Source organism: Allobosea sp. P4_E12 (genome assembly GCF_056401655.1).
On sequence record NZ_JBFUIY010000014.1, the window covers coordinates 1 to 25,614 of the forward strand.

Below are 25,614 nucleotides of genomic sequence, written 5' to 3' on the forward strand. Positions count from 1 at the left end.
GGCGCATCGGATGTGGTGGTCCTTTTGCGCCACTTGAGCACAGTCTTCGGATTCAAGCCGTAGCGGACGGCAAGGGCCCGGCTGCTCTCTTTCGACCCTTGGAGCTCGGCTCGAACACGCGCCGTCGTGMGGGCGCTGCCATGAAGAACGCTTCCCATAATGCATCCTCCTCCTGACGACTCAGGATCGATGATGCACCATCAGATTTCGGGACTACACACCTAGAAGAGGTCGCCCTGCCCGCTGCGCGGAACGTCCCGGCGCGGCGCACGAGCCGGCCGTGGCGACAGCCCTTCCCCGCCCGCGGTGACGGTGACATCGAAGCTGCCGTCGCTGACCTGAACGCTGAGCGCCAGGCCGGGCTTTGCCTGCTCCACGCCGCGAACGAGCGCTCCCGAACCATCGCGCACCAGCGCATAGCCACGCGCCAGAACAGCCTGGGGGCCCAGCGAGCGGACCAGGCTCCAGGCCGATTCGAGCCTGTCGCGACGGCGCCCCAGACCCTGGACAAAGGCGCGGCTCGCCCTCAGCGACAGCTCGTCGGTGCGCTCATGCGCCCGTTGGAGGCGCAGCCGTTCTGCCCTGAGCAAAGCATCCCGCCCAGCCCGCAGGCGGCTTGAGAGCCCATCAAGCCTTGCCACATAGGTCGCGAGCCGGACTGATGGAGATTGCCGCACGAGCCTCTGCGACAAAGCTGCAAGCCGTTGCTCGTAAGCCCGCGCGTTGCGCGCCAATGCCGGAGCAAGACGCGCCGCGGCCAGATCGAGCCGCTGCCGCGGGCCGGAAAGGACAGCCTCCGGCCCCGGCAAGGCCCGCGCAAGCGCACGCAGATCGCTGCGACGGCGATCCGAGAGACGGCGCATCGCCCCCGCCTGCCGACGGGAGAGATCGGCGATCAGCGCCATCAGATCGGCGCGGACCGGCACGACCTTCTCGGCGGCGCCGGTCGGAGTCGGCGCACGCAGGTCGGCGGCGTGGTCGATCAGGGTCCAGTCGGTTTCGTGGCCGACTGCCGAGACGAGCGGGATCAGCGAGGCGGCAGCGGCGCGCACCACGACCTCCTCGTTGAAGCCCATCAGATCCTCGAGCGAACCGCCACCGCGCGCGACGATGATCACGTCGGGGCGCGGGATTCGTCCGCCTTCCGGCAATGCGTTGAAACCGGCAATGGCGGCCGCCACCTCGGCCGCACTGGTCTCGCCCTGGACGCGGACCGGCCAGACCAGGACATGGCGAGGAAAGCGGTCCTCGAGACGGTGCAGGATGTCGCGGATGACAGCACCGGTCGGCGAGGTCACCACGCCGACGACGCGCGGCAGATAGGGAATGAGCTGCTTGCGCCCCTCGTCGAACAGGCCTTCGGCAGCGAGCCTCTTGCGACGCTCCTCAAGCAACGCCATCAGCGCGCCGACACCGGCCGGCTCGAGCGAATCGATGACGATCTGGTAGCTCGATTTGCCGGGGAAGGTGGTGATCTTGCCGGTGGCGATGACCTCCAGCCCTTCCTGAGGCCGTGTCTTCAACCGCCCGAAGACGCCCTTCCAGATCACCGCGTCGATCTTGGCGTTCTGGTCCTTCAGCGAGAAATAGACATGGCCCGAGGCGACCGGGCCGCGATAGCCCGAAATCTCGCCACGCACCCTGACAAAGCCGAAGGCGTCCTCCAGCGTACGTTTGAGCGCACCAGACAGGTCGGAAACCGACCATTCCGGCGCATTGGAGGGCTTGGTGTCGGGCGATTCGATATCCATTGCGCGACCATAACGGTCGCAGCGACGGAGCAGAAGCGTTGCCCCGCGCCGCTGCGAAGGCTATTGCGCGCGGAGCAAGCGGAGACGGCGCGATGAACATCCTTCTGATCGGTTCCGGCGGACGCGAACATGCGCTCGCCTGGGCGATATCCGGCTCGCCGCTCTGCGACCGGCTCCTTGTCGCACCCGGCAATCCCGGCACCGCGCAATGCGGCGAGAACGTCGCGCTCGACATCGCCGATCACGCCGCAGTCGTCGCCTTCTGCAAGCGGGAGAAGGTCGACCTCGTCGTGGTCGGGCCGGAAGGGCCGCTCGTCGCCGGCATCGCCGATGATCTCGTCGCGGCCGGCATCAAGACCTTCGGCCCCTCGAAGACGGCAGCCCAGCTCGAGGGCTCGAAAGGCTTCACCAAGGAACTCTGTGCCGAGTTCAACATCCCGACGGCCGCCTTCGGACGCTTCGGGGATGCAGCATCGGCCAAGGCCTATGTCAGGGCTCAGGGCGCGCCGATCGTGATCAAGGCCGACGSGCTCGCCGCCGGCAAGGGCGTGGTGATGGCACAGACCCTCGACGAGGCCGATGCCGCCATCGAGATGATGTTCTCGGGCGGCTTCGGCGCAGCAGGCGCCGAGGTGGTGATCGAGGAATGGATGATCGGCGAGGAGGCGAGTTTCTTCGCACTCTGCGACGGTAGCCATGCCCTGCCGCTTGCCTCGGCTCAGGACCATAAGCGCGTCGGCGACGGCGACACCGGCCCGAATACCGGCGGCATGGGCGCCTATTCGCCCGCCCCGGTGATGACCAAGGCCCTGGAAGACCGGGTCATGGCGGAGATCATCGCACCGACGCTCGCGGGAATGCAGAAGCGGGGCGCACCGTTCAAGGGCGTGCTTTTCGCCGGATTGATGATCACGGCGCAGGGGCCGAAGCTGATCGAGTACAATGTCCGCTTCGGCGACCCGGAATGCGAGGTGCTGATGCCGCGCCTGAAGAGCGATATCGTGCCGGCCTTCCTCGCCGCCTGCGACGGTGTGCTCAGCTCGTTCGACCTGCGCTGGCTGGACGAAGCCGCGCTGACCGTCGTTCTGGCGGCGCGGGGTTATCCCGCCACGCCCGAGAAGGGCAGCATCATTCGCGGCATCGAGAAGGCCGAGGCTATGGACAATGTCCTCGTCTTCCATGCCGGGACGAAGCAGTCCGGGACCGACATCGTTGCCGATGGTGGTCGCGTGCTCAATGTCGTTGGCCTCGGCAAGACTGTCAGCGAGGCCCAGCAACGCGCCTATGCCGCCGTCGACGCGATCGACTGGCCGGAGGGGTTCTGCCGCCGCGACATCGGATGGCAGGCGGTCAAACGGGAGCAGGAAGGCTGAACATCCGCGCTCGTCGGGGGTTAGGATTTCAGCCAGACTGATATCAGGCCAGCGGTTACGCCAGGAGCGCTCCTCCATGAGCAATCTCGATTCACTCTTTCCCGGCTTCACAGCCCATTGGGTCGACGGGCCCGTCGGCAAGATCTTTGCGCGTTCCGGCGGTGAAGGGCCGCCGCTCGTGCTCATTCACGGTTTCCCGCAGACCCACGCCGAATGGCACAAGATCGCGCCCGAACTGGCGAAGACCCATCGTGTCGTCTGCCTGGACTTGCGCGGCTATGGCTGGTCGGCGGCTCCCCATGGCGATGGCGGCAAGGAGACCTACACCAAGCGCGCCATGGGCGAGGACGTCGTCGCCGTCATGGAAGCGCTCGGCCATATCCGCTTTGCCGTGATCGGCCATGACCGCGGCGCGCGTGTCGCCTATCGCCTCGCTCTCGACCATCCCGGCAGGGTCGAGCGGCTTGCCGTGCTCGACATCCTGCCGACGCTCTCGATGTGGGACGGCATGGACGCCGCCCGCGCCATGCAGGTCTATCACTGGACCTTCCTGGCCCAGCCCGAACCCGTGCCGGAAAACCTGATCAAGGCCAATCCCCAGGCCTGGCTCGATCATACGATCGCGAGCTGGACACGGGCCAAGGCGCTCGACGTATTCAACCCGCTCGCGCTCCGATCCTATGGGGAATCATTCGACGACCCGCATCGCATCCATGCGGCCTGCGAGGACTATCGCGCTGGCGCCACCACGGATCTCGCCCAGGACAGGGCCGATCTCGCGGCGGGAAAGACCATCCTCTGCCCGGTGCTGGCACTCTGGGGCGAAGCCGGAATACCCGCCAAGGGCGAAAGCCCGCTCGCGATCTGGCGCTCGACCTTCGCGCCCAAGGCCGAGGGGAAAGCGATCATCAGCGGCCATTTCCTGCCGGAGGAAAACCCTGCAGCAACGCTGGAGGCCTTGAAGCCGTTCCTTGCTGGCTCGGTTGCCTGAGCAGGGTTCAGGCCGCAGCATCGCACCATGCCAAGCTTCACGACGCCTGCCGAGCAACGATCCGACAGCGCCGAGCCCAGGCTCGCGCTCGTGCTGGGGGCCGGAGGGGCACGGGGCCTGAGCCATATCGCGGTACTGGAGGCGCTGGACGAACTCGGCGTGAGGCCCGGCCTCATCGTCGGTTGCTCGATCGGGGCGATCATCGGCGCGGCCTATGCGGCCGGCCTCTCTGGCAGCGAGCTGCGGGAGCATGTGTCACTGACATTCCGTGACCGGGCCAAGGTGATCGCGCGGCTGCTCGACGCCCGCGTCGGCAAATTCACCGATCTCATGCGCGGGCTCGGCAATCCCGTGCTGATCGACGGCGAGCGGCTGCTCGACCTGTTCTGGCCGCAAGCCGTGCCCGACCGGTTCGAGGAGCTCAGATTTCCCTTCGCCGCGATTGCGACCGACTACCATCTCCATGCAGAGGTCTCGTTGACGAGCGGGCCGCTGACGCCGGCCGTCGCCGCCTCGCTGGCTATTCCGGGTCTCGTACGCCCGGTGGTGCTCGGCGGCCGCGTGCTGATCGATGGCGGAGCGATCAACCCCCTGCCCTATGACAGGTTGCTGGCGCCGGGGCGCATCGTCATGGCGGTCGACACCAGCGCGCCGGCAACGATCAGCGACACGCGCGTGCCCGAGCCGCTCGAAGCGATGGTCGGCGTCTCGCAAATCCTGACGCGCACCATCGTACAGCGCATGATCGAGCGCCACCCGCCAGATATCCTGATCAGGGCCGGCATCGACGGCTATGGCGGGCTCGACTTCTTCCGGGCGCAAGCCATCCTCGACGCCTCCGAGCCGCTCAAGGACGAGGTCAAGCGAAGGCTGTCTCAGGCACTCCGGCAGGGCTGAGCGCCTCCGGTTCGTCGCAGCGAAAACCCGGCAATACCGAGATCAACGCGTCACGCCCCTCATCGGTCAGGATTACGGCACGACTGTCCTTCTTGCGCAGGACCCAGCCCGTCTCGAAGCAGCGGCATGCGAGGGCTGCGGCCAGGCTTCCCGCCAGATGCGGACGGCGCTCGCTCCAGTCGAGGCATGGCCGCAACGACGCGCGCCGGCTCCTGGCCGCCTGAGCGATGTCGATGCCGAGCGCCGCGAAAACGCCTTCCCCCGATGTCGCCAGGCCGTAGCCGCCATCGGCAACCGTCAGGTGCCCGCCCGCGACCAGCGCATCATGCAGGCCGATGCCGAGGCGCCCGGCGAAATGATCGTAGCAGGTGCGGGCCCGGCTGAGGTCGGCGCCGACCCGGGACGGCAAGCGGCGACTGGAGGACTGGCTTCCGGCGAGGACCATCAGCCCTTCGAGCGCCGTGGCGACCTCAGGCCCGGCGAGCCTGTAATAGCGGTGGCGCCCCTGGACGGCGACCGCGAGCAGGCCGCCCGCCATCAGGCGGGCGAGATGGCCGCTCGCCGTCTGCGGCGCGACGCCGGCAATATAGGCGAGTTCCTTGGCGGTCAGCGCGCGCCCGTCCATCAGGGCGTGCAGCATGTTGGCGCGGGCTGGATCCCCCATCAGATGGGCGATCTCGGCGAGATAGGGGCCATGCGTGCTCATGCAGCCATCTTGCTCCCTTGCTCAGCCGAGGCAACCTGGAACAGTACGCTCCCCACCGTAGCGTTCGGGCGCGACAGTCCGCATCGACACTGCCACAAACAGCCTCATGGAAAACGCAGATCTCATCCTCTTCATCGCCGCCACCTTTCTTCTGGCCGGCTTCGTCAAGGGCGTCATAGGGCTCGGCCTCCCGACCATCGCAGTCGGCATCCTCGGCGTGGTGATGGCACCGGCGCAGGCCGCGGCGTTGCTCGTCGTGCCCAATATCGTCACCAACAGCTGGCAGGTCGCAACCGGCCCGGGGCTGAAGGCGATCATGATCAGGCTCTGGCCGATGCTTGCCGGCATCTGCGCGGGGACTTGGGCGGGCGCCGGGTTGCTGCAACAGAGCAAGGGCGGCTCGGCCACCTTCTGGCTCGGCTGTGCGCTGGTGCTCTATGCACTGGTCGGGCTGAAGGCGGCGAAGCTGCGCGTCCCTTCCAGTGCTGAGGGTTGGCTCGGCCCCGTCATCGGCATCACTACGGGCATCGCCACCGCTGCGACCGGTGTCTTCGTATTGCCGGCCGTGCCCTATCTGCAGGCGCTCGGCCTGGACAAGGACGAGCTGGTGCAGGCGCTGGGCGTCTCCTTCATCACTTCGACGCTGGCCTTGTCGGTCGGCCTGATCGGAGCAGGCGCCCTGGATGTCGGCGTGGCGCAATCCTCGCTGCTGGCGCTGCTGCCTGCGCTTGCCGGCATGTCGGTCGGCCAGGCGATCCGCACGCGCATCTCCGCGGCCACCTTCAAGCTCAGCTTCTTCGCGGGGCTGCTGATGCTGGGATGCTATCTGGTGATCAGGACGCTCGCCTGAACGTCCTGCCAGCACCTTGGGGGTACGGCGCCAATTCGTTTGGGCGCGCCCTCAGCTTGCAAAGTCGAGCAGCGCTGAACGGCGCCGTTCGGCGTTCGCCAGATCCGCGATCGGCGACAGGATGCATTTGTCGAACGGCTCCAGCGCCCGCCCCTCGCGGAAACGCGTCGGCCAGTCGGCATGGGTCAGCGCGCCACGCCCGAGCGACACGAAGTCCGCCTCGTCGCCCTCGATCATGGCCGCAGCACGTTGCGGATCGTGCAGCGACCCATTCGCCAGAACCGGAAGCCGGGCATGCATCCGCGCCAAGGCCGCCAGACTTGGCCCGGTATCGCCGAAGGCCGGGCGCCACCCCTCGAATTCGGTCGTATGGATGTAGTCGAGGGGAAGCGTGCCCAATGCGCTGAACACCATCTCCGCTTCGCGGACACCTCCGACCCATTTGTGGAGGAAGTCATTCACCTTGGCCTGCGAGATTCGCATGCCGACGACATGATCCGCTCCCACGGCCGAGCGAACGGCTTCGGCAACTTCGACGAGGAGCTGAAGGCGGCCCGCAATGCTCCCGCCATAGCGATCCTGGCGTCGATTGATGCCCTCGGTCAGGAACTGGTCGAGGAGGTAGCCGTTGGCTCCGTGGATCTCGACACCGTCGAAGCCAGTCTCCCTTGCGAGCGCGGCCGCGCTGGCAAAGCCTGCCACCGCTTCACCGAGATCCACCTCCGACATCGCACGAGGAATGCGGTAGGGGCCATTGCCGCGATAGAACGCCATTTGCTCGCCCTTGGGACGCAGGGCGGAAGGGCCGATGCTATGGTCCCGATGGATGTTGCCTTGCGCCAGGGCTCCGGCGTGCATCAGCTGCGCAACAATCCGCCCGCCTGCGTCATGAACCGTGCTGACGACCTGTCGCCACGCCTCGACCTGTTCGGCATCAGCGAGGCCGGGCTGGTACTGGTAGCCCTGCGAGAATGCCTTGTCGGTGTAGATGCCCTCCGTCACGATCAGGCCGAAGCCGCCTTCCGCGAATGAACGGTAATAGGCGGCCATACCTTCGGTGGCACGGCCATCGACGGTTGCACTCACGCGCGTCATGGGCGCAACGACAAGCCGGTTGGATAGAGCGAGCCTGCCGATCCGGACGGGGGAGAAGAGACTCTCCTCCGCCCTCTGGCGAGGCAGGCCGGAAGCGGGGTTGCCAGTCATCTTACCGGCCCTCCCCTGGCACTGCCGCAATCGCCTCGATCTCGATCATCACCCTGGAATCGTAGAGGCCCTTGACCTCAGCGATCGTGTCGGCGGGATAAGGCGCGCTCCAGAACCTGCGGCGAAGCTCGACCACGTCCTTGAACTGAGCCTGCATGTCGGTGACGAAAATCGTCACCTTGACGACATCCTTCAGGCTGGCACCGCCCGCTTCGAGGGCACGCCGCAAATTGGAGAAGGCCTGCTCGCCCTGGGCTAGGAATCCGCCCTCCACGACCTTGCCCTCGTCATCATAGCCGGCCTGGCCCGATACGAAGAGAAGGTTGCCGACCTTGATGGCCTGCGACAACAGATACGGCTCGTAGGGGTCGGGCCGCGTGACAACTTGCTCGAACATCTTTTCATCTCATCTGTGAATGGACTGGCCGCGTCGCGAGATGAATTTCATTCATCCAATCGGTGTGCCCGTCCGGCGATGAGATGAATGTGTGCGTTCACGCCCAGGACAACAAACGCGAAATCCTCACTCGATAACTGAATCAAACTCACTCATAATCAGGCAAGTTGTGAGCTCAATCATTGGACCTCCGTGATGCGACGCCTGCCGCCCTTATCCTCGCTGCGGGCATTCGAAGCTGCGGCGCGTCATGGCAGCTTCAAACGAGCCGCCTCCGAGCTGCTGGTCACGGCCACTGCGGTCAGCCACCAGATCCGGACGCTCGAGGAGCACCTCGATGTGCGCCTGTTCGACCGCCAGACGCGGCGTGTCAGTCTGACCGAACAAGGCCGGGCGCTCTATCTCGTGCTGCGCGATGGCTTCGACGCCTTCGCCGCAGCGATCGAGCGCATTCGGTCAGAGCGGAAACGGCCGGTCATCACGATCTCGGCGACCGTAGCCTTCTCTGCGAAATGGCTGGTGCCGCGCGTCGCCGGCTTCCAGAAAGCCCACCCCGGCGTCGATCTGCGGCTGCACGCATCAGACGATGTTGTCGATCTGCACTCGGGCCAGGTCGACCTGGCGATCCGATATGGCCATGGCAGCTATCCCAATCTCGACGCGCGCCAACTCATCGCAGACCGGTTCGCCCCGGTGGTCAATCCGGTGCTGGACGTCCACCAGCCCGCCGATCTCGCGAAGGTGCCGCTCATCCATTTCGAATGGCGCAGCGCAGATCCCGATCATCCGACCTGGCCGATCTGGTTCGAGCGGACAGATATGCGGCCCGATGCGAAATCGGCCTTGCGCTTCACCGATGAAAGCCAGGCGATCCAGGCTGCAGTCGCCGGCCAGGGAGCGGCGCTGCTCAGCCTGGCGCTCGTGAGGGAGGAACTCGATGCAGGCCGGCTCATCCAGCCATTCGGCCCAACGCTACAGGGACTGACGTATTCCGTGGTGACCCTGCCGAGCCGCTCCAAGGAGGCGCTTGTGCACGCGGTTCGCGACTGGCTGATTGCGGAAGCAGCGCGTTAGCTCAATCACCCGGCTTCTTCTTGCCCGTGAGCAGGGCATAGATCGCCATGGCGTGGCCATGGCCGAGATCGAAATCCGATTTCAGCCAATCCACGACCTGCCCTGCCTTGACGCCCGGCCTGAGCCTGCCCGCTTCCGAGAGGCCCTTCGCGTCGGCAAGCGCCTGCAGCTCCTCAGGCCCCTTGCCGGTTTTCTGCTTGATGGTGTCGAGATAGGCCTGAAAGGACATTGCGCCTCGCGATGTTCATTTGTCGGGAGCGGAACCGTAGCGACGCTGGATGCATCCGCAATCCCCAGGGCGGGACGAGCGCATAATCCCCCCTAACGCCGCGCCTTGAAGAACCCGCGCAACAGATCCGCCGCCTCGCTTTCAGCGATGCCGCCATAGACATCCGGCGCATGGTGGCATGTCGGGCTGGCATAAAGCCTGACACCGTTCTCGACCGCGCCTCCCTTGGGATCGGAGGCGCCGAAATAGAGCCGCCTGATCCGGGCGAAGGAAATCGCGGCAGCGCACATCGGGCAGGGTTCGAGCGTGACGTAGAGATCGCAGCCGATCAGCCGTTCGCTGCCGATTTCTTCGCAGGCGCGCCGCAAGGCCAGCATCTCGGCGTGTGCGGTCGGATCCTTCAGCTCGAGCGTGCGGTTGCCGGCACTGGCCAGGATGGTTCCGTCCCTGACGACCACGGCTCCGACCGGCACCTCGCCCCTGGCACCTGCCGCCCGGGCCTCCGCGAGGGCGAGATCCATCCCCTCCAGCTCGGCACGCTTCGATTGCAGCATGAAACCTCTGCTTTGGCGCTCGCGAGGCATGATACGCTCTGCTACAAGCGCCGGCTGTGCAGGAGCGATGATGAGCGACGACAACAACCAGAAAAGCCGTGGTCCACGCAAGGGCGGTGGAGCTGGCGGCAAAGGCGGCGGGTTTGGCGGAGGCGACGGCAAAGGCCGTGGCCCGTCACGCGGCCGCCCACCTTCGGGCGGAGATCGCCCGCCATTCCGTGGCCGTTCGGGCGATGACAGGCCGCGCCGCGATGCCGGGAGCGAGGGCGAACGCCCCGCCCGTCGCTTCGACAGGCCCGCAGGCCAGCGTGACGGCGCACCGCGCCCGCCGCGCGAGGGCGGCGAACGGCCGTTCCGCAGCAGGACCGAGGGCGAACGCGCTCCGTTTCGTGCGCGTTCGGGAGATGATCGCCCTTCGCACAGGACATCCGAAGGCGGCGAACGCCCCGCCCGGCGCTTCGACAAGCCGGCCGGCCGACGCGACGACGCCCCGCGCCCGCCGCGCGAGGGCGGCGAAAGACCGTTCCGCAGCAGGACCGAAGGCGAACGCGCCCCGTTTCGTGGTCGCTCGGGAGATGATCGCCCTTCCCACAGGACATCCGAAGGCGGCGAACGCCCCGCCCGGCGCTTCGACAAGCCGGCTGGCCGACGCGACGACGCCCCGCGCCCACCGCGCGAGGGTGGTGAAAGGCCGTTCCGAGCCCGCTCCGAGGGCGAGCGCAGCACGAGCCGTCCGCCCCGCGAAGGTGCGGCCCCCCGCGGCAGGAGCTTCGGCGACCGGGATGCTGGCGCACCGCGCTTCGACAGGCCACGCGCCGAGCGGCACGACCGTCCGCGCGGCGACGACCGGGTTCATCGTCCGCGCCGCGAGGATGCCGAGCCCCAGGCACCGGGCGCAGTCCTCCTGCCCTCGATCGAGCCGGAGCGCATCGCCAAGGTGATGGCGCGCGCCGGCGTCGCCTCGCGCCGCGATTGCGAGGCGATGATCGCCGAAGGCCGCGTCAGCGTGAACGGCAAGGTGATCGAAAGCCCGGCACTCGATGTCGGACCGAGCGACGTGATCCTCGTCGATGGCGAGCCATTGCCGGCGCGCGAGCGCACTCGGCTCTGGCTCTATCACAAGCCGCGCGGGCTGGTGACGACGAACCATGATCCCGAAGGCCGCCCGACCGTATTCGAGGCCCTGCCCGAGGACCTGCCGCGCGTTCTCTCGATCGGCCGCCTCGACATCAACACCGAGGGGTTGCTGCTGCTGACCAATGACGGCGGACTGGCACGCGTGCTCGAGCTGCCGGAAACCGGCTGGCTCCGGCGCTATCGTGTGCGCGCCTTCGGCAGCATCACGCAGGACAAGCTCGACACACTGCGCGATGGCGTCACCATCGACGGCATCAGCTACGGGCCCGTCCTGGCACGTTTCGAACGCGAGCAGGGCTCGAACACCTGGCTCGTGGTCGACCTGAGAGAGGGCAAGAACCGCGAGGTCAAGACCGTCCTCGAGCATCTCGGCCTTGCCGTGAACCGGCTGATCCGGGTCTCCTTCGGGCCGTTCCAGCTCGGCGATCTGCCGGAGGGTGAGATCGACGAGATCCGCTCCCGCGTGATCAAGGACCAGCTCGGCGAAGAGCTAATGGCCAAGGCCGGCGTCGATTTCGAGGCACCGCGCCGCGATGAGCTGCCGGCGGCGCCCAAGCGCGCGCCTGCGGGCGAGGATCGCCCGCGCCGCCGCGAGGGTGGCGAGGAGCGTGGGGCGCGCGGCAGTGGACGTCCGGTTTCGCAGGACACCCGCAGCGAGAAGCCTTGGAAGCGCACCGTCTGGCGCGATGAGGAGGCCGAGCCGCAACGTGAGCGCCGCTCGGCCCCAAGGCGTGGCGCCGATCCGAAGGAGGCGCGGCAGGCCCGCGAGGCGACCGGCCAGATCGAACGCAAACGCGACAAGGCGATTGCCGATCCGAAGGGACGCCGCGTGCTGGTCGAGCGCGTCAGCGCGCCGGCACGAGAAGAAGCGCCCGCCCGCCCGGCTCGTGCCGAGCGTACCGGGCCGGGAGCCCGCGGAGCGCGCCCGCAGGAGCGCGGCGCGTCACCTCGCGGCCTTGGTGACCGGCCTCAGCGCCGTCCACGCGATGAGGGGGCCGGCGGACAGGATCGCAGCGACGAGCGTCCATGGCAGGAGCGCGCGCCACGCGGCGAACGCCCTGAGCGCGCCCCTCGTGAGGGACGCGAGCGACCCGCCCGACCTTTTGCCGAGCGTCAGGGCGATGACCGTCCGCGCGGTCGCAGCTTCGGCGACAGGCCAAGCGGCGGCAGACCGTCCGGCGACCGCCCGCACGGGCGCGGCGCTGGCGGCAAGCCCGGCGGCGGACGTCCCTTTGGCGGCAAGCCCGGCGGCAAGGGACCGCGTCCCGGTGGCGGCGGCCGCGGCAAGCGTGACTGAGAGTAGCGCCTGATGAGAATCGTCGGCGGCCGCTTCGGCGGCCGGCCCCTGGCCGGCCCCAAGCCGGGTATCGGCACGATCCGCCCGACCTCCGACCGGTTGCGCGAATCGCTCTTCAACGTGCTCGCCCATGCCTATGACGACGTGGTCGAGGGCGCGCGCGTGCTCGATCTCTTCGCCGGAACCGGCGCGATGGCGTTCGAAGCGCTCTCGCGCGGTGCCGGCTTTGCACTGCTGGTCGATGACGGCACCGAGGCACGCGGCCTGATCCGCGAGAACCAGATGACGCTCGGGCTCGCCGGCCTGAGCCGTATCTTCCGCCGCGATGCGACCAAGCTCGGCCCGATCGGGCCGATGGCGCCTTTCCAGCTCGTCTTTTGCGATCCGCCCTATCGCAAGAATCTTGGCGAGAAGGCGCTCATCTCGGCACGCGATGGCGGCTGGCTGGCCGCTGGTGCGCTGATCGTGCTTGAGGAAGCGGCGGGGGTCGAGATCGCCCTGCCCGGCGACTTCGAGGAGCTGGAGCGACGCGACTATGGTGAAACCCAGGTCTGGATCCTGCGGGCGCCCTGAGGGCTTCACCGCCGCCCGAACAGCTTCTCGATATCGTTCAGCTTGAGCTCGACATAGGTCGGGCGGCCATGGTTGCACTGGCCGGAATTGGGCGTGACTTCCATCTCGCGCAGGAGCGCATCCATCTCCTCGGGCCGCAGGCGCCGGCCGGCACGCACCGAGTTGTGGCAGGCCATCGTCGCCAGCACATGGTCGAGGCGCCGTTCGAGCGACCCTGAATCGCCATGCTCGGCGAGCGTATCGGCGACGTCGCGAACTAGCTTCTGCAGATTGCCGCCAGCCAACGCGCTCGGCGCCTCGCGCACCAGCACGGCACCGGATCCAAAGGATTCGATGGTCAGGCCGAGCGAAGCAAGGTCACCGGCGACAGCGATCAGGCGGTCGGCGTCGACCGGATCGAGCTCGACCACTTCCGGCAGCAGCAGAGCCTGGCGGGCAATACCCGTCCTGGCCCTCTCGGCCTTCAGCCGTTCATAGATCAACCGCTCATGCGCCGCGTGCTGGTCGACGATGACCATGCCGTCACGTGTCTGGGCGAGGATATAGGTTTCATGGACCTGCGCCCGCGCGGCGCCAAGCGGGCGGTCGAGGGCATCCTGCGCCGGCTCGGCGACATGGGCTCGCGCATCGGCCGATGGCGTCACGAAACCCGTGAAATCGGCCTGCCGCGCCTCGCCGAACCCGGCCGATGGCGACGCCCAGGCAGGTGCGGACGGCAGCATTGGACGCTGCACTGACGGCTGCTGCCCGGCCCCAGAGAAGACCGCGCGGAAGGCTTCCAGCGTCCGGGCGCCACCTGTCGTCGTGGCGCGGTGCCCGGCCTCGGCCAAGGCGGCCTTCAGGCCGGATACCACGAGGCCGCGGACCAGGGCCGGATCGCGGAAGCGGACTTCGCTCTTGGCCGGATGGACGTTGACGTCGACGAAGCGCGGATCGCAGATCACATCGAGAAACAGCATCGGGTGCCGGTCGGAGGGCACCACATCGGCATAGGCGCCGCGCACCGCCGACAGCAGCAGCTTGTCCCGCACCGGCCGGCCATTGACCGCCAGATGCACGCCGGCCGAGGTCCCTCGATGGAAGGTGGGCAGCCCGGCGAAACCGATGACCCGAATGCCCTCGCGCGCCACGTCGAGCCGCAGCGCATTCTCGGGAAAATCACGGCCGAGCGCCCGCGACAACCGGCGCAGCAGCCCTTCCTCGCCGATCGCCTCGGCTGGCCAGTCGAAGCCGGTGACATGGTCACCTTCGAGGGAGAAGCGGATGGTCGGATGGGCGATGGCATGTCGCCGCAACATCTCGGAGACGGCCTGCGCCTCCGCCCGATCGCTCTTCAGGAACTTGAGGCGGGCCGGGGTGAAGATGAACAGATCGCTGACCTCGATGCGCGTGCCGGGCGCAGCAGCGGCCGGACGAACCACGCCCTTCTCACCGGCCTCGACGACGAGGCCGTGGCCCTGCGAAGCCTCGCGTTGGCGCGTGGTGATCGCAAGCCGCGCCACCGAGCCGATCGACGGCAGCGCCTCGCCGCGGAAACCGAGAGACTGGATCGCGAAGAGATCGCCATCCGGCAGCTTCGAGGTGGCGTGGCGCTCGACCGACAGCGCCAGATCCTCGGGCGACATGCCGGAGCCGTCATCGACGACGCGGATCAGCTCGCGGCCGCCGGCCGCAATGGTCACGGCGATCGCGCGCGCACCGGCATCGATGGCGTTCTCGACCAACTCCTTCACGGCAGCAGCCGGCCGTTCGATCACCTCGCCGGCGGCGATGCGATCGACCAGGATGGGATCGAGACGGCGAACGGTCATGCTGAGCCCGGCAAAAAGGGAGCGAGCGCGGAAACCCGAATCGTCAGCCGCGCCCTTCGGCAAGATAGCGCTTGGCGAGGAGTTTCGCCTCTTCGACCGCCGGCTGATCGAACGGATCGACGCCCATGGCGTAGCCCGTCAGGATCGTTTCCAGCATGAAGTGCATCAGGATCTCGCCATGCACCGTCTCGTCGACATGATCGACATGGAGGCGGCGCACCGCGCGGCCGTTCTTGGCGAAGGTATCGATCATGGCGACGCCCTGCGCCGCGACGAGATCGCCGATCGTCTTGCCGGCGAAACCGTCCTCGCCGATCTTCTTCGCCAGAGCAGCATCGATCCCCGGGCCCCTGCCCTTGGTGCTGAGGGTCAGAACGGTGAAGAACTTGTCCTTCGGCCCGGCGAGATAGAGTTGCTGCTGCGAATGCTGGTCGACGGGCCCGAGCGCCGCGACCGGCTGGGTGCCCTGTCCGTCCTTGCCGAGGCTCTCGGCCCAGAGCTGGACCCACCAGCGCGTCAACAGGGCGAGCTTGTCGGCATAGGGCATCAGCACTGCGATGCCCTTGCCAGAGCGCATGGCGGCGAGGTGCAGGGCCGCACCCAGCGCAGCCGGGACCTCGCGGACGCCCTTGCCCGCCAGCAGGGGAGCAAGTGCCTTTGCCGCACCGTTGCGCAGGGCTTCGATATCGAGGCCGAGGATCGCGGCCGGCAGCAGACCGCAATTGGTCAGGACCGAGTAGCGCCCACCCACGCCGGTATGATGGTCGAGGAAGGGCGTACCGAACGGCTCCAGCAGGGCACGCAGCGGGTGCAGCTTGCCGGGCTTGGCCGGCTCGGAGAGCCCCTGGAAGTGCCGGCCAATCTCACCATCGGGGATACCGGCGGCGCGCAGCGCGGTGATCGCCGCGATGCTCTGCAGCAGGGTTTCTCCGGTGCCGCCTGATTTGGAGATGGCCACGAACCTGGTCGACTTGAGCGGCAGTTTCGTGAGCAGGGAGGCAAATGTCTCAGGATCGAGATTGTCGATGAAATGCACGCGCGGCGTGGGCGCGAAGCTCGACAGGCCGGCAATGCCGGAGCCGGCGAGCTGGGCCAGCGTCTGGCCACCGAGGCTGGAGCCGCCCGTGCCGAGGATCAGGATATCGGTCGCGCCTTCGCGCAGGCGTTTTGCGGCAGCATGGACCGGTGCCAGATCGGCCGTATCGGCCGGCAATCCCAGCAGGGGCAGCGACTTCGCGTCCGCCTCGCCCTTCAGCCGCGCCAGCGCGGGCGCGAGAGCGGCCAATGCCTTCTCGAAGGCAGCATCGGGGATGCCACCGGCGCCGACACCGGATTCGAGCGCGAGGTCGAAGCTTTGCTGCAGCATGGCCTGGTATCCGTATGGGGTCGGTGGAAAAGCGGGTGGGCGGCGCGCCGTCAAACGAGGCCGACCGGCCGGCCGACGGCCTGCACCAGCAGGCGCGGGTCGCCGAAGAGCCGTTGCGCAACGCGCTTGATGTCGGCGAGCGTCACGGCGGCGAAGAGCTGGTTGCGCTCGGCGAGGAATTCCGGGCCGAAGCCGTTCACCGCCAGGCCCAGCAGCTCGGCAGCGATCTTCGGCGAGGTATCGAAGCGCAGGGGATACGAGCCGATGATGTAGCGCTTGGCCTCTTCGACCTCGTGCTCGGTCGGCCCCTCGGAGGCAAGCTTCATCATCTCCTCGCGAATGACGGCAAGCGATTCGGCCGCGCGATCGTTGCGCGTCGCAGTGCCGCCGACCAGCATCGCGCTCTCGCGCAGCGGCAGCAGGCTCGACGACACGCCATAGGCAAGGCCGCGCTTCTCGCGCACTTCAAGGAACAGGCGCGAGGTGAAAGCGGAGCCACCCAGGATATGGTTCAACACGCTGGCGGTGATGAAATCCGGATCGCGGCGCATCAGGCCCGGGCCGACGAAGCGCAGCACGGTCTGCGGCACATCGAGATCGATGACATGCGTCTCGCCAAGCCCCTGCACGGGAACGGGGTCGGTCGGGACCGGTCGAGCCGTGCCGATCGGGAGCGCGGCAAAGAGCTGATCGAGCCGCTGCGCCAGTTCTTCCGCCGTGATGTCACCGACCACGACGATCTTGAGGCCGGCGCGGGTCAGCAACTCGCGCGAGAGCGCCTTCAATCCGGCGGGCTCCGTGCGCGAGACGCTGTCGATATCGCCCTTCTCCGGACGGCCATAGGCGTGACCGGGATAGGCCGCCGCATAGAGTGCATTGCGGCAGAGCGTCTCCGGATTCTGCGCCTGACGCTGCAGGCCAGCGACGACCTGCGACTTCACGCGCTCCACGGCATCAGCATCGAAGCGCGGCGCGTTCAGCGCCAAAGCCAGCAGCGAGAACGCCTCGTCGCGATGGCGCGACAGGGTCTGCAAATGGCCGTGGAAATCGTCGCGACGGGCATCGAAGCCGAGGCTGATGGCGTGGTCGGCAAGCCGGCCGTGGAACGCTTCCGCGTCGAGATCGCCGGCCCCCTCATCGAGCAGACCCGAGACGAGGTAGGCGCTGCCGGCGGCATTGTCGGGATCGCGTGTCGCACCACCGTCGAAGGCGAAATCGATCGCGATCAACGGCAGGCTGTGCTCCTCGACCAGCCAGGCCTCGATACCGGAGGTCGAGCGGACCTGCTGGACCGCCACCGAGGGGCCGGCAAGCGTGGAACCCGGGGTGGGGATGGGCGCGTTCATGTCGCTTCCTGACGGTGGGACGATGTCATCCCACCCGCATGAGAAAGGGGGCGCGGACTCAAGCTGCCGGCAAGAGCAGCCCGGTGACCGAACGGTCGGGCCGCAGATAGCGGCGCGCGGCCTCGATGACGGCCTCGCGCGTCACGGCTTCGATCCGTTCCGGCCAGGCCAGGACGTCCTCGACGGTTTCGCCGACGGCCAGCGAGGCACCGAAGATACGAGCGAGCGAAGATTGGCTGTCCCGGGCGAAGATGGTCTCCGCCACCAGCCGCGTGCGGGCGCGGCTCAACTCGATCTCGCTCGGCCCATCGGCAAGGAAGGTCGCGAGCGCCGCATCCAGGCCAGCTTCGAGCGCAGCCATGTCGATGCCCGGGCGTGGGCTGGTCGACATCTGAAAGGCAGCGCGATCGACCATCGAGCCCATGAAATAGGCGCTGGCACCGGCCGCGAGCTCCTGCTCGACGCAAAGCTGGCGATAAAGCCGCGACGTGGTGCCGCCGCCGAGGATATCGGCCACCAGTTCGAGCGCGAATGCCTCGCTGCGATCGCCGCTGAGATAGGTCGGCGTGAGCCAGCCCCGCCGCAGGGACGGCTGGCGCACACGCGGGTCGCTGAGCGAGACCCGGCGCGCTGCGCGCGGAGCGGGCTCGGCCGGGCGCTTGYGCACCGGGGCCTGTCCACGCGGCGCGATCTGGCCATAGGTCGCCTCGGCAAGCGTGCGCACCTCGTCGAGATCGGTGTCGCCGGCGACGACCAGGATCGCGTTCTCCGGCGTGTAGAAGCGCTGATAGTAGGTGAAGGCGTCGTCGCGCGTCAGGCCCTCGATCTCGTGCTCCCAGCCGATGATCGGCGTGCCATAGGGATGATGCACGAAGAGCGCGGAAGAGAACTCCTCCCCCAGCTGTGCAGCCGGGTCGGCATCGACGCGCATGCGTCGCTCTTCGAGCACGACATCGCGCTCGGGCGCGACCACGCTCTCATCGAAGGCGAGCCCGGTCATCCGGTCCGCCTCGTAGTCCATCATGGCGCGCAGATGTTCCTTCGGCACGCGCTGGAAATAGGCGGTGTAATCGAAGGAGGTGAAGGCGTTCTCCTGGCCGCCATAGCCCGCGACGATCTTGGAGAACTCGCCGGCCGGCCAGCGCGCCGTGCCCTTGAACATCAGGTGCTCGAGAAAATGCGCGATGCCGGACTTGCCGGCCGGATCATCGGCCGAGCCGTTGCGGTACCAGACCATATGAGTGACGACCGGCGCGCGCCTGTCCGGGACGACCACGACGTCAAGCCCGTTGGCGAGCCTGAAGGCTTCGACTGGAACCGACAAGCGTGCAGTCGGAGTATGAACCGTCATTTCAGGGTGGCACCTTCGCGGCAGGAGTGACCTTCGATATAGGCGCGATTACGCGCCGCGCCAGCGCGCGGCGCTCGCCATCACGGTTTTTCAGCGAAGGGTCAGGGCGTGCTCGGCGACGGCAGACCCTGCACGAATTCCTTCTGGCCCGTGCTGTTGGTGTCTTCACGCGGCCCGCCCCGACCGGGTCCGAGCGGCGCCGTACCAGCCGGCTTGCGGTAGCCGGTCGGCGGATCGCTCAGCAAGCGGCGCTGCGGCTCCTGGCCATGAACCAGGTTCGAGGTGTCGGTGGCAGCCTGGCGCGCCGCCAATTCACGACCGGCACGGATCGGGCCAATATTCTCCTCGAAGGTCTTGCTCTGGGTTTCCGGTGGTGCCTGAACCTGTCCGCCGGTCACGCGACCGCGACGCAGTTCCTGCTGGCTGAGCAGCGGGGTCTGGTTCAGCTTGTATTTCTCGCGCTCGGTCGCCGGAATCAGGGCGTCCTTGGCGTCCGCACGGCGGGCTGCAACATCGGGATCATTCGGCCATGCAGCCGTACGCTGCGAGGCCGGATCTTGCGGACGCGGCAAGGCGGAAGACGGCGGCACCACCAGCGGCGGGCGCTGGCGATACTCGATATCGGGCCCCTCCCCCGGCATCAGTCCAAAGGTCCGCATGGCGTTCTGGAAAAACATGCCTTCCTGAGCCGAGGCGGGAAGCGCGGCCGCGATCATGCTCCCAGCGAGCAGGATGCGGATTGCGCGAGCGCGATTGGCCATCTCAAAACCTCCGTGAAGGAACCTGCGTTCCTGTCCGTGTTTCGCCGTGTTGCACCAAGGGAAGGGCAAAAGCATGGCGACGCGCCTCAAGCCTGTGCAGACTTTGAGGCGTCAGGGCGGAAGGACTCATACAGGAGACCGAGCACACCGACAACGATAGCCGCATCGGCAATGTTGAAGATGTACCAACTGAAGCTGCCATAATGCAGGTGAACGAAGTCGACGACGGCACCGTACACAGCCCGGTCGACGCCGTTACCAAGCGCGCCGCCGACGATGAGTGCGAGACTTGCGACCGTCAGCCGGTCCGTTGCCCGCCACATCCAGCGGCTAAGCCAGATCGCCGCGACGACGGAAAGCAGCACCAGCAGCCAGGGCCCGAGATTCCCCTCCTGCTGGAACAGCCCATAGGAAATGCCGCGGTTCCAGGCCAGCACGATGGTCATGAAGGACGTTAGGTCATAGGGACCGGTTTCACCGAGATGCAAACCGAAGACCAGCCAGAGCTTCAACGCCTGGTCCAGCACGAAGACCAGCGCGACGATCCAGATCCCGAAGCGGCGCAGCGACGTCATCGCCCGGCCGCCTTGCCGAGCTCCCGCAAGGCCCTGGCGTCGCGCGGAGTGACATCGGGATGGTCGCGCTCGGCGGTCGCCGAATCGAAATACTTCCAGGAACGGGCGCATTTCACGCCGCTGGCCCGGACCGGGACGACCGCGACGCCGGGCACCTCCGGAAGCCGGAAGCCATCCTCGGGCCCCTCGCCCGCAACAATCTTGACACCCGACGTGATGCAGATCTCGGCGAGATCGACCCCCGACAGCGCCGCCAGCAGGTCGGGATCGGCGATGTGAACCTCCGGCGCGGCTTCGAGCGACGAGCCGATGCGCTTGGCCGCACGTTCCAGTTCGAGTGCGCCGGTGACGACACGCCGAACGCGGCGGATCTTGCTCCAGCGCTCGGCCAGCTCCGGATCGAGCCAGCTCTGCGGAGCCTCGGCAAAGGCTTCGAGATGCACGGAGCCACCCAGCGCCTTCTGCTCCGGATAGCGCTCGAGCCAGGCTTCCTCGGTGGTGAAGACCAGGATCGGCGCCAGCCAGGTTGCGAGACAGCGCAGGAGATGGTCGACCACTGTCAGCGCACTCTTGCGGACATGGCTCGAGAGCGGGTCGCAATAGAGCGCGTCCTTGCGGACGTCGAAATAGAAGGCGGACAGCTCCGTGTTCATGAACTGCGAGAGCAGCGTCACGACCCGCTTGTAATCATAGGTCCGATAGGCCTCCTCGACCTGCGGCCCGAGCTCCGCAAGGCGGTGCAGCATCAAACGCTCGAGCTCGGGCATCGACGCAGGCGAGGCGACGCGGATGTCCTCGCTGAAATGCGCGAGCGTGCCGAGCATCCAGCGCATGGTGTTGCGCAGCTTGCGGTAGGTCTCGACGAAGGTCTTGAGGATTTCCTTGCCGATGCGCAGATCGTCGGAATAGTCCGCCGCCGCGACCCAGAGGCGCAGGATGTCGGCGCCGGATTCCTTGATGACGTCCTGCGGCGCCGTGACATTGCCCTTCGACTTCGACATCTTCTCGCCCTTCTCGTCGAGACAGAAGCCGTGGGTCAGCACGATGTCATAGGGCGCCCGGCCGCGCGTGCCGCAGCTTTCGAGCAGGCTAGAATGGAACCAGCCGCGGTGCTGGTCAGACCCTTCCAGATACATCACCCGGTCATTGCCGCCCTCGCCGCGCCGGCGAGCCCGCAGGTCCGGCCGCTTCTCCAGCGTGAAGGCGTGGGTCGAGCCTGAATCAAACCAGACATCGAGCACGTCGGTGACGCGCTCATACATCTGCGGCTCGTAGCCGAAGGGCTTCAGGAAGCGCGCGCCGTCGACATCGGTGAACCAGGCATCGGCCCCCTCGCTCTCGAAGGCATCGGCGATGGCAGCGTTGACCCTCGGATCGACGAGGATCGTGCCGCTGTCCTTCTCGACGAAGACGGTGATCGGCACGCCCCAGGCGCGCTGGCGCGAGACAACCCAGTCAGGGCGGTTGGCGATCATGCCGGTGATGCGGTTCTCGCCAGCCGCGGGAACCCATTCGGTTTCCTTGATCGCCCTCAGAGCGCGGTTGCGCAACGTATCGACATTGCCACCCGGCGTGGACGGGACATCGGGGCCACCCAGCGCTTCGCCGAGCGGCTTGTCCATGGCGATGAACCATTGCGGCGTGTTGCGGAAGATGACCGGCTTCTTCGAGCGCCAGCTATGCGGGTACTGATGCTTCAACCGGCCGCGCGCGATGATGGTGCCGCTCGCCGCCAGCGCCTTGATCACGGCGTCGTTGGCGTCGCCCTTCTCGCCCTTGTCGGTGATGACCTGCCGGCCCTCGAAGCCCGGCGCATCCTTGGTGAAGCGACCATCGGCATCCACGGTGTAGGGGATATGCGTATCGATTCCGCGCTCGGCGAGCTTGCGGCCACTCGCCATCCAGATATCGAAATCCTCGCGACCATGGCCGGGAGCGGTGTGGACGAAGCCCGTACCGGCATCGTCGGTGACATGGTCACCGTCGAGCAACGGCACATCGAAATCGTAGCCGTGGCCGCGCAGCGGATGGGCGGCGGTCAGGCCATTCAGCTCGGCGGCATCGACATCGCGCACCAGTTCGAAGGCGTCGACCTTGGCCGCCTTGAACACGCTCTCGGCGAGAGCCTTCGCCAGCACATAGGTCGCGCCGACCTTCGCCCAGTTGCCCTCGGCCGCCGCGGTCACCCGATAGAGCCCATAGGCGATCTTGTGGTGGAAGGAGATCGCCCTGTTGCCTGGGATCGTCCAGGGGGTCGTCGTCCAGATCACGACCGAGGCGCCGGCCAGAGCATCCGCTCCCGACGCGACGGGAAAGGCCACGAACACCGTATCGCTCGTATGCTCCTCGTACTCGACCTCCGCCTCGGCCAGCGCGGTCTTCTCGACCACCGACCACATCACCGGCTTGGAGCCGCGATAGAGCTGGCCCGTTTCGGCGAACTTCATGATCTCGCGGGCGATCTGCGCCTCGGCCGGGAACGCCATGGTCAGGTAGGGATCGGCCCAGTCGCCCTCGACACCGAGGCGTTTGAACTCCTCGCGCTGAACGTTGACCCAGTGCTCGGCAAAGGCACGGCATTCCTTGCGGAATTCAACGACCGGCACATCGTCCTTGTTCAGGCCCTTGGCCCGGTATTGCTCCTCGATCTTCCACTCGATCGGCAGGCCGTGACAATCCCAGCCCGGGACATAGTTGGCATCATGGCCGAGCATCTGCTGCGAGCGGACGACGAGGTCCTTCAGCACCTTGTTGAGCGCATGGCCGATATGGAGATGGCCGTTCGCATAGGGCGGGCCATCATGCAGGATGAACCGGTCGCGGCCCTTCGCGCTCTCGCGCAGCTTGCGATAGAGCTCGATCGTCTGCCAGCGGGCGAGCAGTTCCGGCTCGCGTTGCGGCAAGCCGGCGCGCATCGGGAATTCGGTCTGAGGCAGGAACAGCGTCTGCGAATAATCAACGCTTTTCGATGGGGCGGAATTGGATTGGTCGTTCATGATCCGGCTCGGGCAGCTGGACTGGCGGGCCATGCATGGCTGGCGCGTCACCGGTCCTTAAGGACAAGGGAAAGCGGCGGTCATCCCGGCTTGCGCGGACGCCTGCGATCAGCGCAGGGCAGCGTCAGCCGGGCCCGTAATTCGCCGGAGCAATTCTATGATCTGGGCGCAATGAGCGAGCATGAACGGCTTCTAACAGGGGCAGGTTAAGGAAGGAAGGGCGGTGTTTGCGCCAGAATGGCGCGGGCCCGGGCACTGTCCTTGTCCATCTGCATGATGAGGGCTTCGAGCGAGTCGAATTTTTCCTCGCCCCGCAGCCAGGCGATCAGTGCGACATCGACGATCTTGCCATAGAGATCGCCTGCGAAATCGAAGAGGAAGGTCTCGAGCCGCGGCGCACCGTCATCGAAGGTCGGGCGACTGCCGAAGCTCGCCACGCCGTCGCGCCAGATGCCGTCGACCTTCATCCTGACGGCATAGATGCCGAATTTCAGGCGGCAATCACGGGCGAGATGCATGTTGGCGGTGGGGTAACCGAGGTCGCGCCCACGCTTGTCGCCATGGGCGATCTCGCCGCGCACGAACCAGGGCCGCCCAAGGAACTCCGCTGCGCGGCCGACATCTCCGGCTTCCAGCGCGGTGCGGATCAAGGTCGAGGAGACCGGCTCCCCCGCCCAGGAATAGGGCGGGACCACCGTGACCGGGACACCGCGCGCGCCCGCCCTCGCCTGCAGCATCTCGGGCGAGCCGGCGCGGCCCTTGCCGAAATGGAAGTCGTAGCCGCAGACGAGCCCCCCGACGCCGAGCCGCTCGAGCAGCAGGTCATCGACGAAACTCTCGGCGCTCACGGCCGCAATGGCGCGATCGAAGGGCAACACGAAGCTTTGCTTCAGCCCGGCCTGGGCGAGCAGCTCCCCCTTGACGTCGGGCGGCGTCAGCCGAAAGACCGGCTGCTCGGGGCTGAAGACCGATCGGGGATGCGGCTCGAAGGTGAAAGCGGCAGCCTCGCGGCCCTGCTTGGCCGCCATGGCGACCGCGACATGAGCGAGTTCGGCATGGCCGCGATGGACACCGTCGAAATTGCCCAGCGCCAGCACCGCTCCGCGCAAGCTGTCCGGAACCGGGCTGTCGCCATCGAGGACGAAAACATGAGGCCGGCCTGAAGAAGGCGCGGCGGCAGGACGGGTCATGGCACGAAGGGTTCCGCCTCGGCGGGGCACGCCCGCGCGCGGCAGTCAATGGCGGTTCAGGGCAGCAGGGTCAAGGACACCGGACGCAAGCCCCCTGCTTCAGCCCTTTGGCTTTGCCGGCGGCAAGGCGACCCAGGCCTCTCCCTCGAGCACGGCCTTGCCGTCGACGACACAGTCGCAGAACAGGCGCGCGCGCCGACGCTCGGCAACGAGTTCGACCACTTCGACCCGCGCCGTGACGACATCTCCGATCTTGACTGGAGCGAGGAAGGTGAGCGTCTGCGACAGGTAGACGGCGCCCGGCCCTGGCAATTTCGTGCCGAGCAGCGCGGACACGAGGCTCGCGGTCAGCATCCCGTGCGCGATGCGCTGGCCGAACTTCGTGCCCGCCGCGTAGCGCTCGCAAAGATGGATCGGATTGGCGTCCCCCGAGAGATCGGCGAAGAGCGAGACATCCCGCTCCATCACCGTGCGCATCAGGCTTTCGCTTTGGCCGATCGCGAGGTCTTCGAAAGCATGAACCTGATAGGAGACTGCGTTCATTGGTCCGGCTGCCGATGCAATTTCGATGCGCCGCCCTTGTTGCGGCGCAACATAGAATGCCACAGCCCCGGCGCCTCGGCCATGCGACTTTGGTGCCGCGGCCGGAGCGATACTTCCCGTACGTCAGTTTTCGTTCAAATTAACCGCTTCGAAACGCCAGTGCCCTATCACTCCCGGCATGGTCGCCACTCACTGAAGGCGGTCCGCGCGCGGGTATTGCCCCGCGCTGCAGTCGTTACGCTTGGAGCACCAGAATGGCTCTCGATCCGTCCATGCCCATCCTCGTGGTCGACGACTACCAGACGATGGTCCGGATCATTCGGAACCTGCTCAAGCAGCTCGGATTCGAGAATGTCGACGATGCGTCGGACGGCTCGACCGCCATCGCCAAGATGCGCGACAAGAAATACGGCCTCGTCATCTCCGACTGGAACATGGAGCCGATGACCGGCTTCGAGCTGCTCCAGCGCGTGCGCGAGGAAGATGCCCTCGCGACGACGCCGTTCATCATGGTCACGGCCGAATCCAAGACCGAGAACGTCATCGCCGCCAAGAAGGCCGGCGTGAACAACTATATCGTCAAGCCGTTCAACGCCCAGACCCTGAAGGTCAAGATGGAAGCGGTCTGCCACGCCTGAGC

23 protein-coding genes and 1 pseudogene are annotated in these 25,614 nt (G+C 67.0%); 8 read left to right on the forward strand and 16 right to left on the reverse strand.

From position 1 onward, the window contains the following. Positions 1-158, reverse strand: a pseudogene (locus AC1DW9_RS18605) (IS481 family transposase); the annotation flags it as partial. Between the two features lie 63 nt (positions 159-221). Further along, complete coding sequence (gene xseA, locus AC1DW9_RS18610) at positions 222-1,751, reverse strand: exodeoxyribonuclease VII large subunit (RefSeq protein ID WP_441506133.1); 1,530 nt, start codon at positions 1,749-1,751, stop codon at positions 222-224. Positions 1,752-1,843: 92 nt separating this feature from the next. Here xseA and purD point away from each other — a divergent pair, with 92 nt between their 5' ends. The 3 genes from purD (at position 1,844) to AC1DW9_RS18625 (ending at position 5,012) form a co-directional block, all read left to right on the forward strand. After that, positions 1,844-3,124: a phosphoribosylamine--glycine ligase gene (gene purD / locus AC1DW9_RS18615; RefSeq protein ID WP_476855152.1), complete on the forward strand. Its 1,281-nt coding sequence runs from the start codon at positions 1,844-1,846 to the stop codon at positions 3,122-3,124. Between the two features lie 76 nt (positions 3,125-3,200). Beyond that, positions 3,201-4,115, forward strand: coding sequence for an alpha/beta fold hydrolase (locus tag AC1DW9_RS18620; RefSeq protein ID WP_441506131.1), 915 nt, complete (start codon positions 3,201-3,203; stop codon positions 4,113-4,115). A gap of 27 nt (positions 4,116-4,142) precedes the next feature. Then, a complete protein-coding gene (locus AC1DW9_RS18625; protein ID WP_441506130.1) occupies positions 4,143-5,012 on the forward strand; it encodes a patatin-like phospholipase family protein in 870 nt (289 codons plus the stop codon). Here the strand turns inward: AC1DW9_RS18625 and AC1DW9_RS18630 are convergent. Further along, a complete protein-coding gene (locus AC1DW9_RS18630; RefSeq protein WP_441506129.1) occupies positions 4,975-5,718 on the reverse strand; it encodes an ArsR/SmtB family transcription factor in 744 nt (247 codons plus the stop codon). The two genes, AC1DW9_RS18625 and AC1DW9_RS18630, sit on opposite strands and share 38 nt — an antisense overlap. A gap of 106 nt (positions 5,719-5,824) precedes the next feature. On the opposite strand from AC1DW9_RS18630, the gene AC1DW9_RS18635 reads away from it, so the two are divergent. After that, a complete protein-coding gene (locus AC1DW9_RS18635) occupies positions 5,825-6,568 on the forward strand; it encodes a sulfite exporter TauE/SafE family protein (RefSeq protein ID WP_441506128.1) in 744 nt (247 codons plus the stop codon). Between the two features lie 51 nt (positions 6,569-6,619). On the opposite strand, the gene AC1DW9_RS18640 is transcribed toward AC1DW9_RS18635, so the two are convergent. Together AC1DW9_RS18640 and AC1DW9_RS18645 are read right to left on the reverse strand one after the other, a co-directional pair. Continuing rightward, a complete protein-coding gene (locus AC1DW9_RS18640; protein WP_441506127.1) occupies positions 6,620-7,774 on the reverse strand; it encodes an oxidoreductase in 1,155 nt (384 codons plus the stop codon). Position 7,775: 1 nt separating this feature from the next. After that, positions 7,776-8,171 carry a RidA family protein gene (locus AC1DW9_RS18645; RefSeq protein ID WP_441488873.1) on the reverse strand — a complete coding sequence of 132 codons (396 nt, stop codon included), beginning with the start codon at positions 8,169-8,171 and terminating at the stop codon, positions 7,776-7,778. Between the two features lie 195 nt (positions 8,172-8,366). Between AC1DW9_RS18645 and gcvA the strand changes: the two genes are divergently transcribed. Then, positions 8,367-9,245: a transcriptional regulator GcvA gene (gcvA, locus tag AC1DW9_RS18650; RefSeq protein WP_441506126.1), complete on the forward strand. Its 879-nt coding sequence runs from the start codon at positions 8,367-8,369 to the stop codon at positions 9,243-9,245. A 1-nt stretch (position 9,246) separates the two neighbouring features. On the opposite strand, the gene AC1DW9_RS18655 is transcribed toward gcvA, so the two are convergent. Further along, positions 9,247-9,474 carry a DUF4287 domain-containing protein gene (locus AC1DW9_RS18655; protein WP_441488871.1) on the reverse strand — a complete coding sequence of 76 codons (228 nt, stop codon included), beginning with the start codon at positions 9,472-9,474 and terminating at the stop codon, positions 9,247-9,249. 92 nt (positions 9,475-9,566) lie between these two features. Continuing rightward, positions 9,567-9,995: a nucleoside deaminase gene (locus AC1DW9_RS18660; protein ID WP_441489224.1), complete on the reverse strand. Its 429-nt coding sequence runs from the start codon at positions 9,993-9,995 to the stop codon at positions 9,567-9,569. A gap of 103 nt (positions 9,996-10,098) precedes the next feature. On the opposite strand from AC1DW9_RS18660, the gene AC1DW9_RS18665 reads away from it, so the two are divergent. Together AC1DW9_RS18665 and AC1DW9_RS18670 are read left to right on the forward strand one after the other, a co-directional pair. Next, positions 10,099-12,462 (forward strand): pseudouridine synthase, encoded by a 2,364-nt coding sequence (locus AC1DW9_RS18665; protein ID WP_441506125.1) that lies wholly within the window; start codon positions 10,099-10,101, stop codon positions 12,460-12,462. Positions 12,463-12,474: 12 nt separating this feature from the next. After that, on the forward strand, positions 12,475-13,035 hold the full coding sequence (locus AC1DW9_RS18670; protein WP_441488869.1) for an RsmD family RNA methyltransferase: 561 nt from the start codon (positions 12,475-12,477) through the stop codon (positions 13,033-13,035). A 5-nt stretch (positions 13,036-13,040) separates the two neighbouring features. Here the strand turns inward: AC1DW9_RS18670 and mutL are convergent, their stop codons facing one another. From mutL to AC1DW9_RS18715, 9 genes are all read right to left on the reverse strand, one after another. Further along, a complete protein-coding gene (gene mutL, locus AC1DW9_RS18675) occupies positions 13,041-14,846 on the reverse strand; it encodes a DNA mismatch repair endonuclease MutL (protein ID WP_476775469.1) in 1,806 nt (601 codons plus the stop codon). A 43-nt stretch (positions 14,847-14,889) separates the two neighbouring features. After that, the gene (locus tag AC1DW9_RS18680; protein ID WP_441506123.1) at positions 14,890-16,212 is read right to left on the reverse strand and encodes a glucose-6-phosphate isomerase; all 1,323 of its coding nucleotides are present in this window, start codon (positions 16,210-16,212) and stop codon (positions 14,890-14,892) included. Between the two features lie 50 nt (positions 16,213-16,262). Beyond that, positions 16,263-17,558: a M16 family metallopeptidase gene (locus AC1DW9_RS18685; RefSeq protein ID WP_441506122.1), complete on the reverse strand. Its 1,296-nt coding sequence runs from the start codon at positions 17,556-17,558 to the stop codon at positions 16,263-16,265. 58 nt (positions 17,559-17,616) lie between these two features. Beyond that, positions 17,617-18,909, reverse strand: a complete 1,293-nt coding sequence (locus tag AC1DW9_RS18690; RefSeq protein ID WP_476855153.1) for a M16 family metallopeptidase — start codon at positions 18,907-18,909, stop codon at positions 17,617-17,619. A gap of 101 nt (positions 18,910-19,010) precedes the next feature. Further along, complete coding sequence (locus AC1DW9_RS18695; protein WP_441488864.1) at positions 19,011-19,670, reverse strand: hypothetical protein; 660 nt, start codon at positions 19,668-19,670, stop codon at positions 19,011-19,013. Positions 19,671-19,756: 86 nt separating this feature from the next. Beyond that, the gene (lspA, locus tag AC1DW9_RS18700) at positions 19,757-20,245 is read right to left on the reverse strand and encodes a signal peptidase II (protein WP_441488863.1); all 489 of its coding nucleotides are present in this window, start codon (positions 20,243-20,245) and stop codon (positions 19,757-19,759) included. Further along, positions 20,242-23,241 (reverse strand): isoleucine--tRNA ligase, encoded by a 3,000-nt coding sequence (gene ileS / locus AC1DW9_RS18705; protein ID WP_441506121.1) that lies wholly within the window; start codon positions 23,239-23,241, stop codon positions 20,242-20,244. The genes lspA and ileS overlap by 4 nt, the downstream gene beginning before the upstream one ends. A 206-nt stretch (positions 23,242-23,447) precedes the next feature. Continuing rightward, the gene (locus AC1DW9_RS18710) at positions 23,448-24,431 is read right to left on the reverse strand and encodes a bifunctional riboflavin kinase/FAD synthetase (protein WP_441506120.1); all 984 of its coding nucleotides are present in this window, start codon (positions 24,429-24,431) and stop codon (positions 23,448-23,450) included. A gap of 99 nt (positions 24,432-24,530) precedes the next feature. Further along, entirely contained in the window at positions 24,531-24,974 is a 444-nt protein-coding gene (locus AC1DW9_RS18715) for a MaoC family dehydratase (protein ID WP_441506119.1), read from the reverse strand. Between the two features lie 254 nt (positions 24,975-25,228). On the opposite strand from AC1DW9_RS18715, the gene AC1DW9_RS18720 reads away from it, so the two are divergent. Then, the gene (locus AC1DW9_RS18720) at positions 25,229-25,612 is read left to right on the forward strand and encodes a response regulator (RefSeq protein ID WP_043231142.1); all 384 of its coding nucleotides are present in this window, start codon (positions 25,229-25,231) and stop codon (positions 25,610-25,612) included. Positions 25,613-25,614 lie beyond the last annotated feature (2 nt).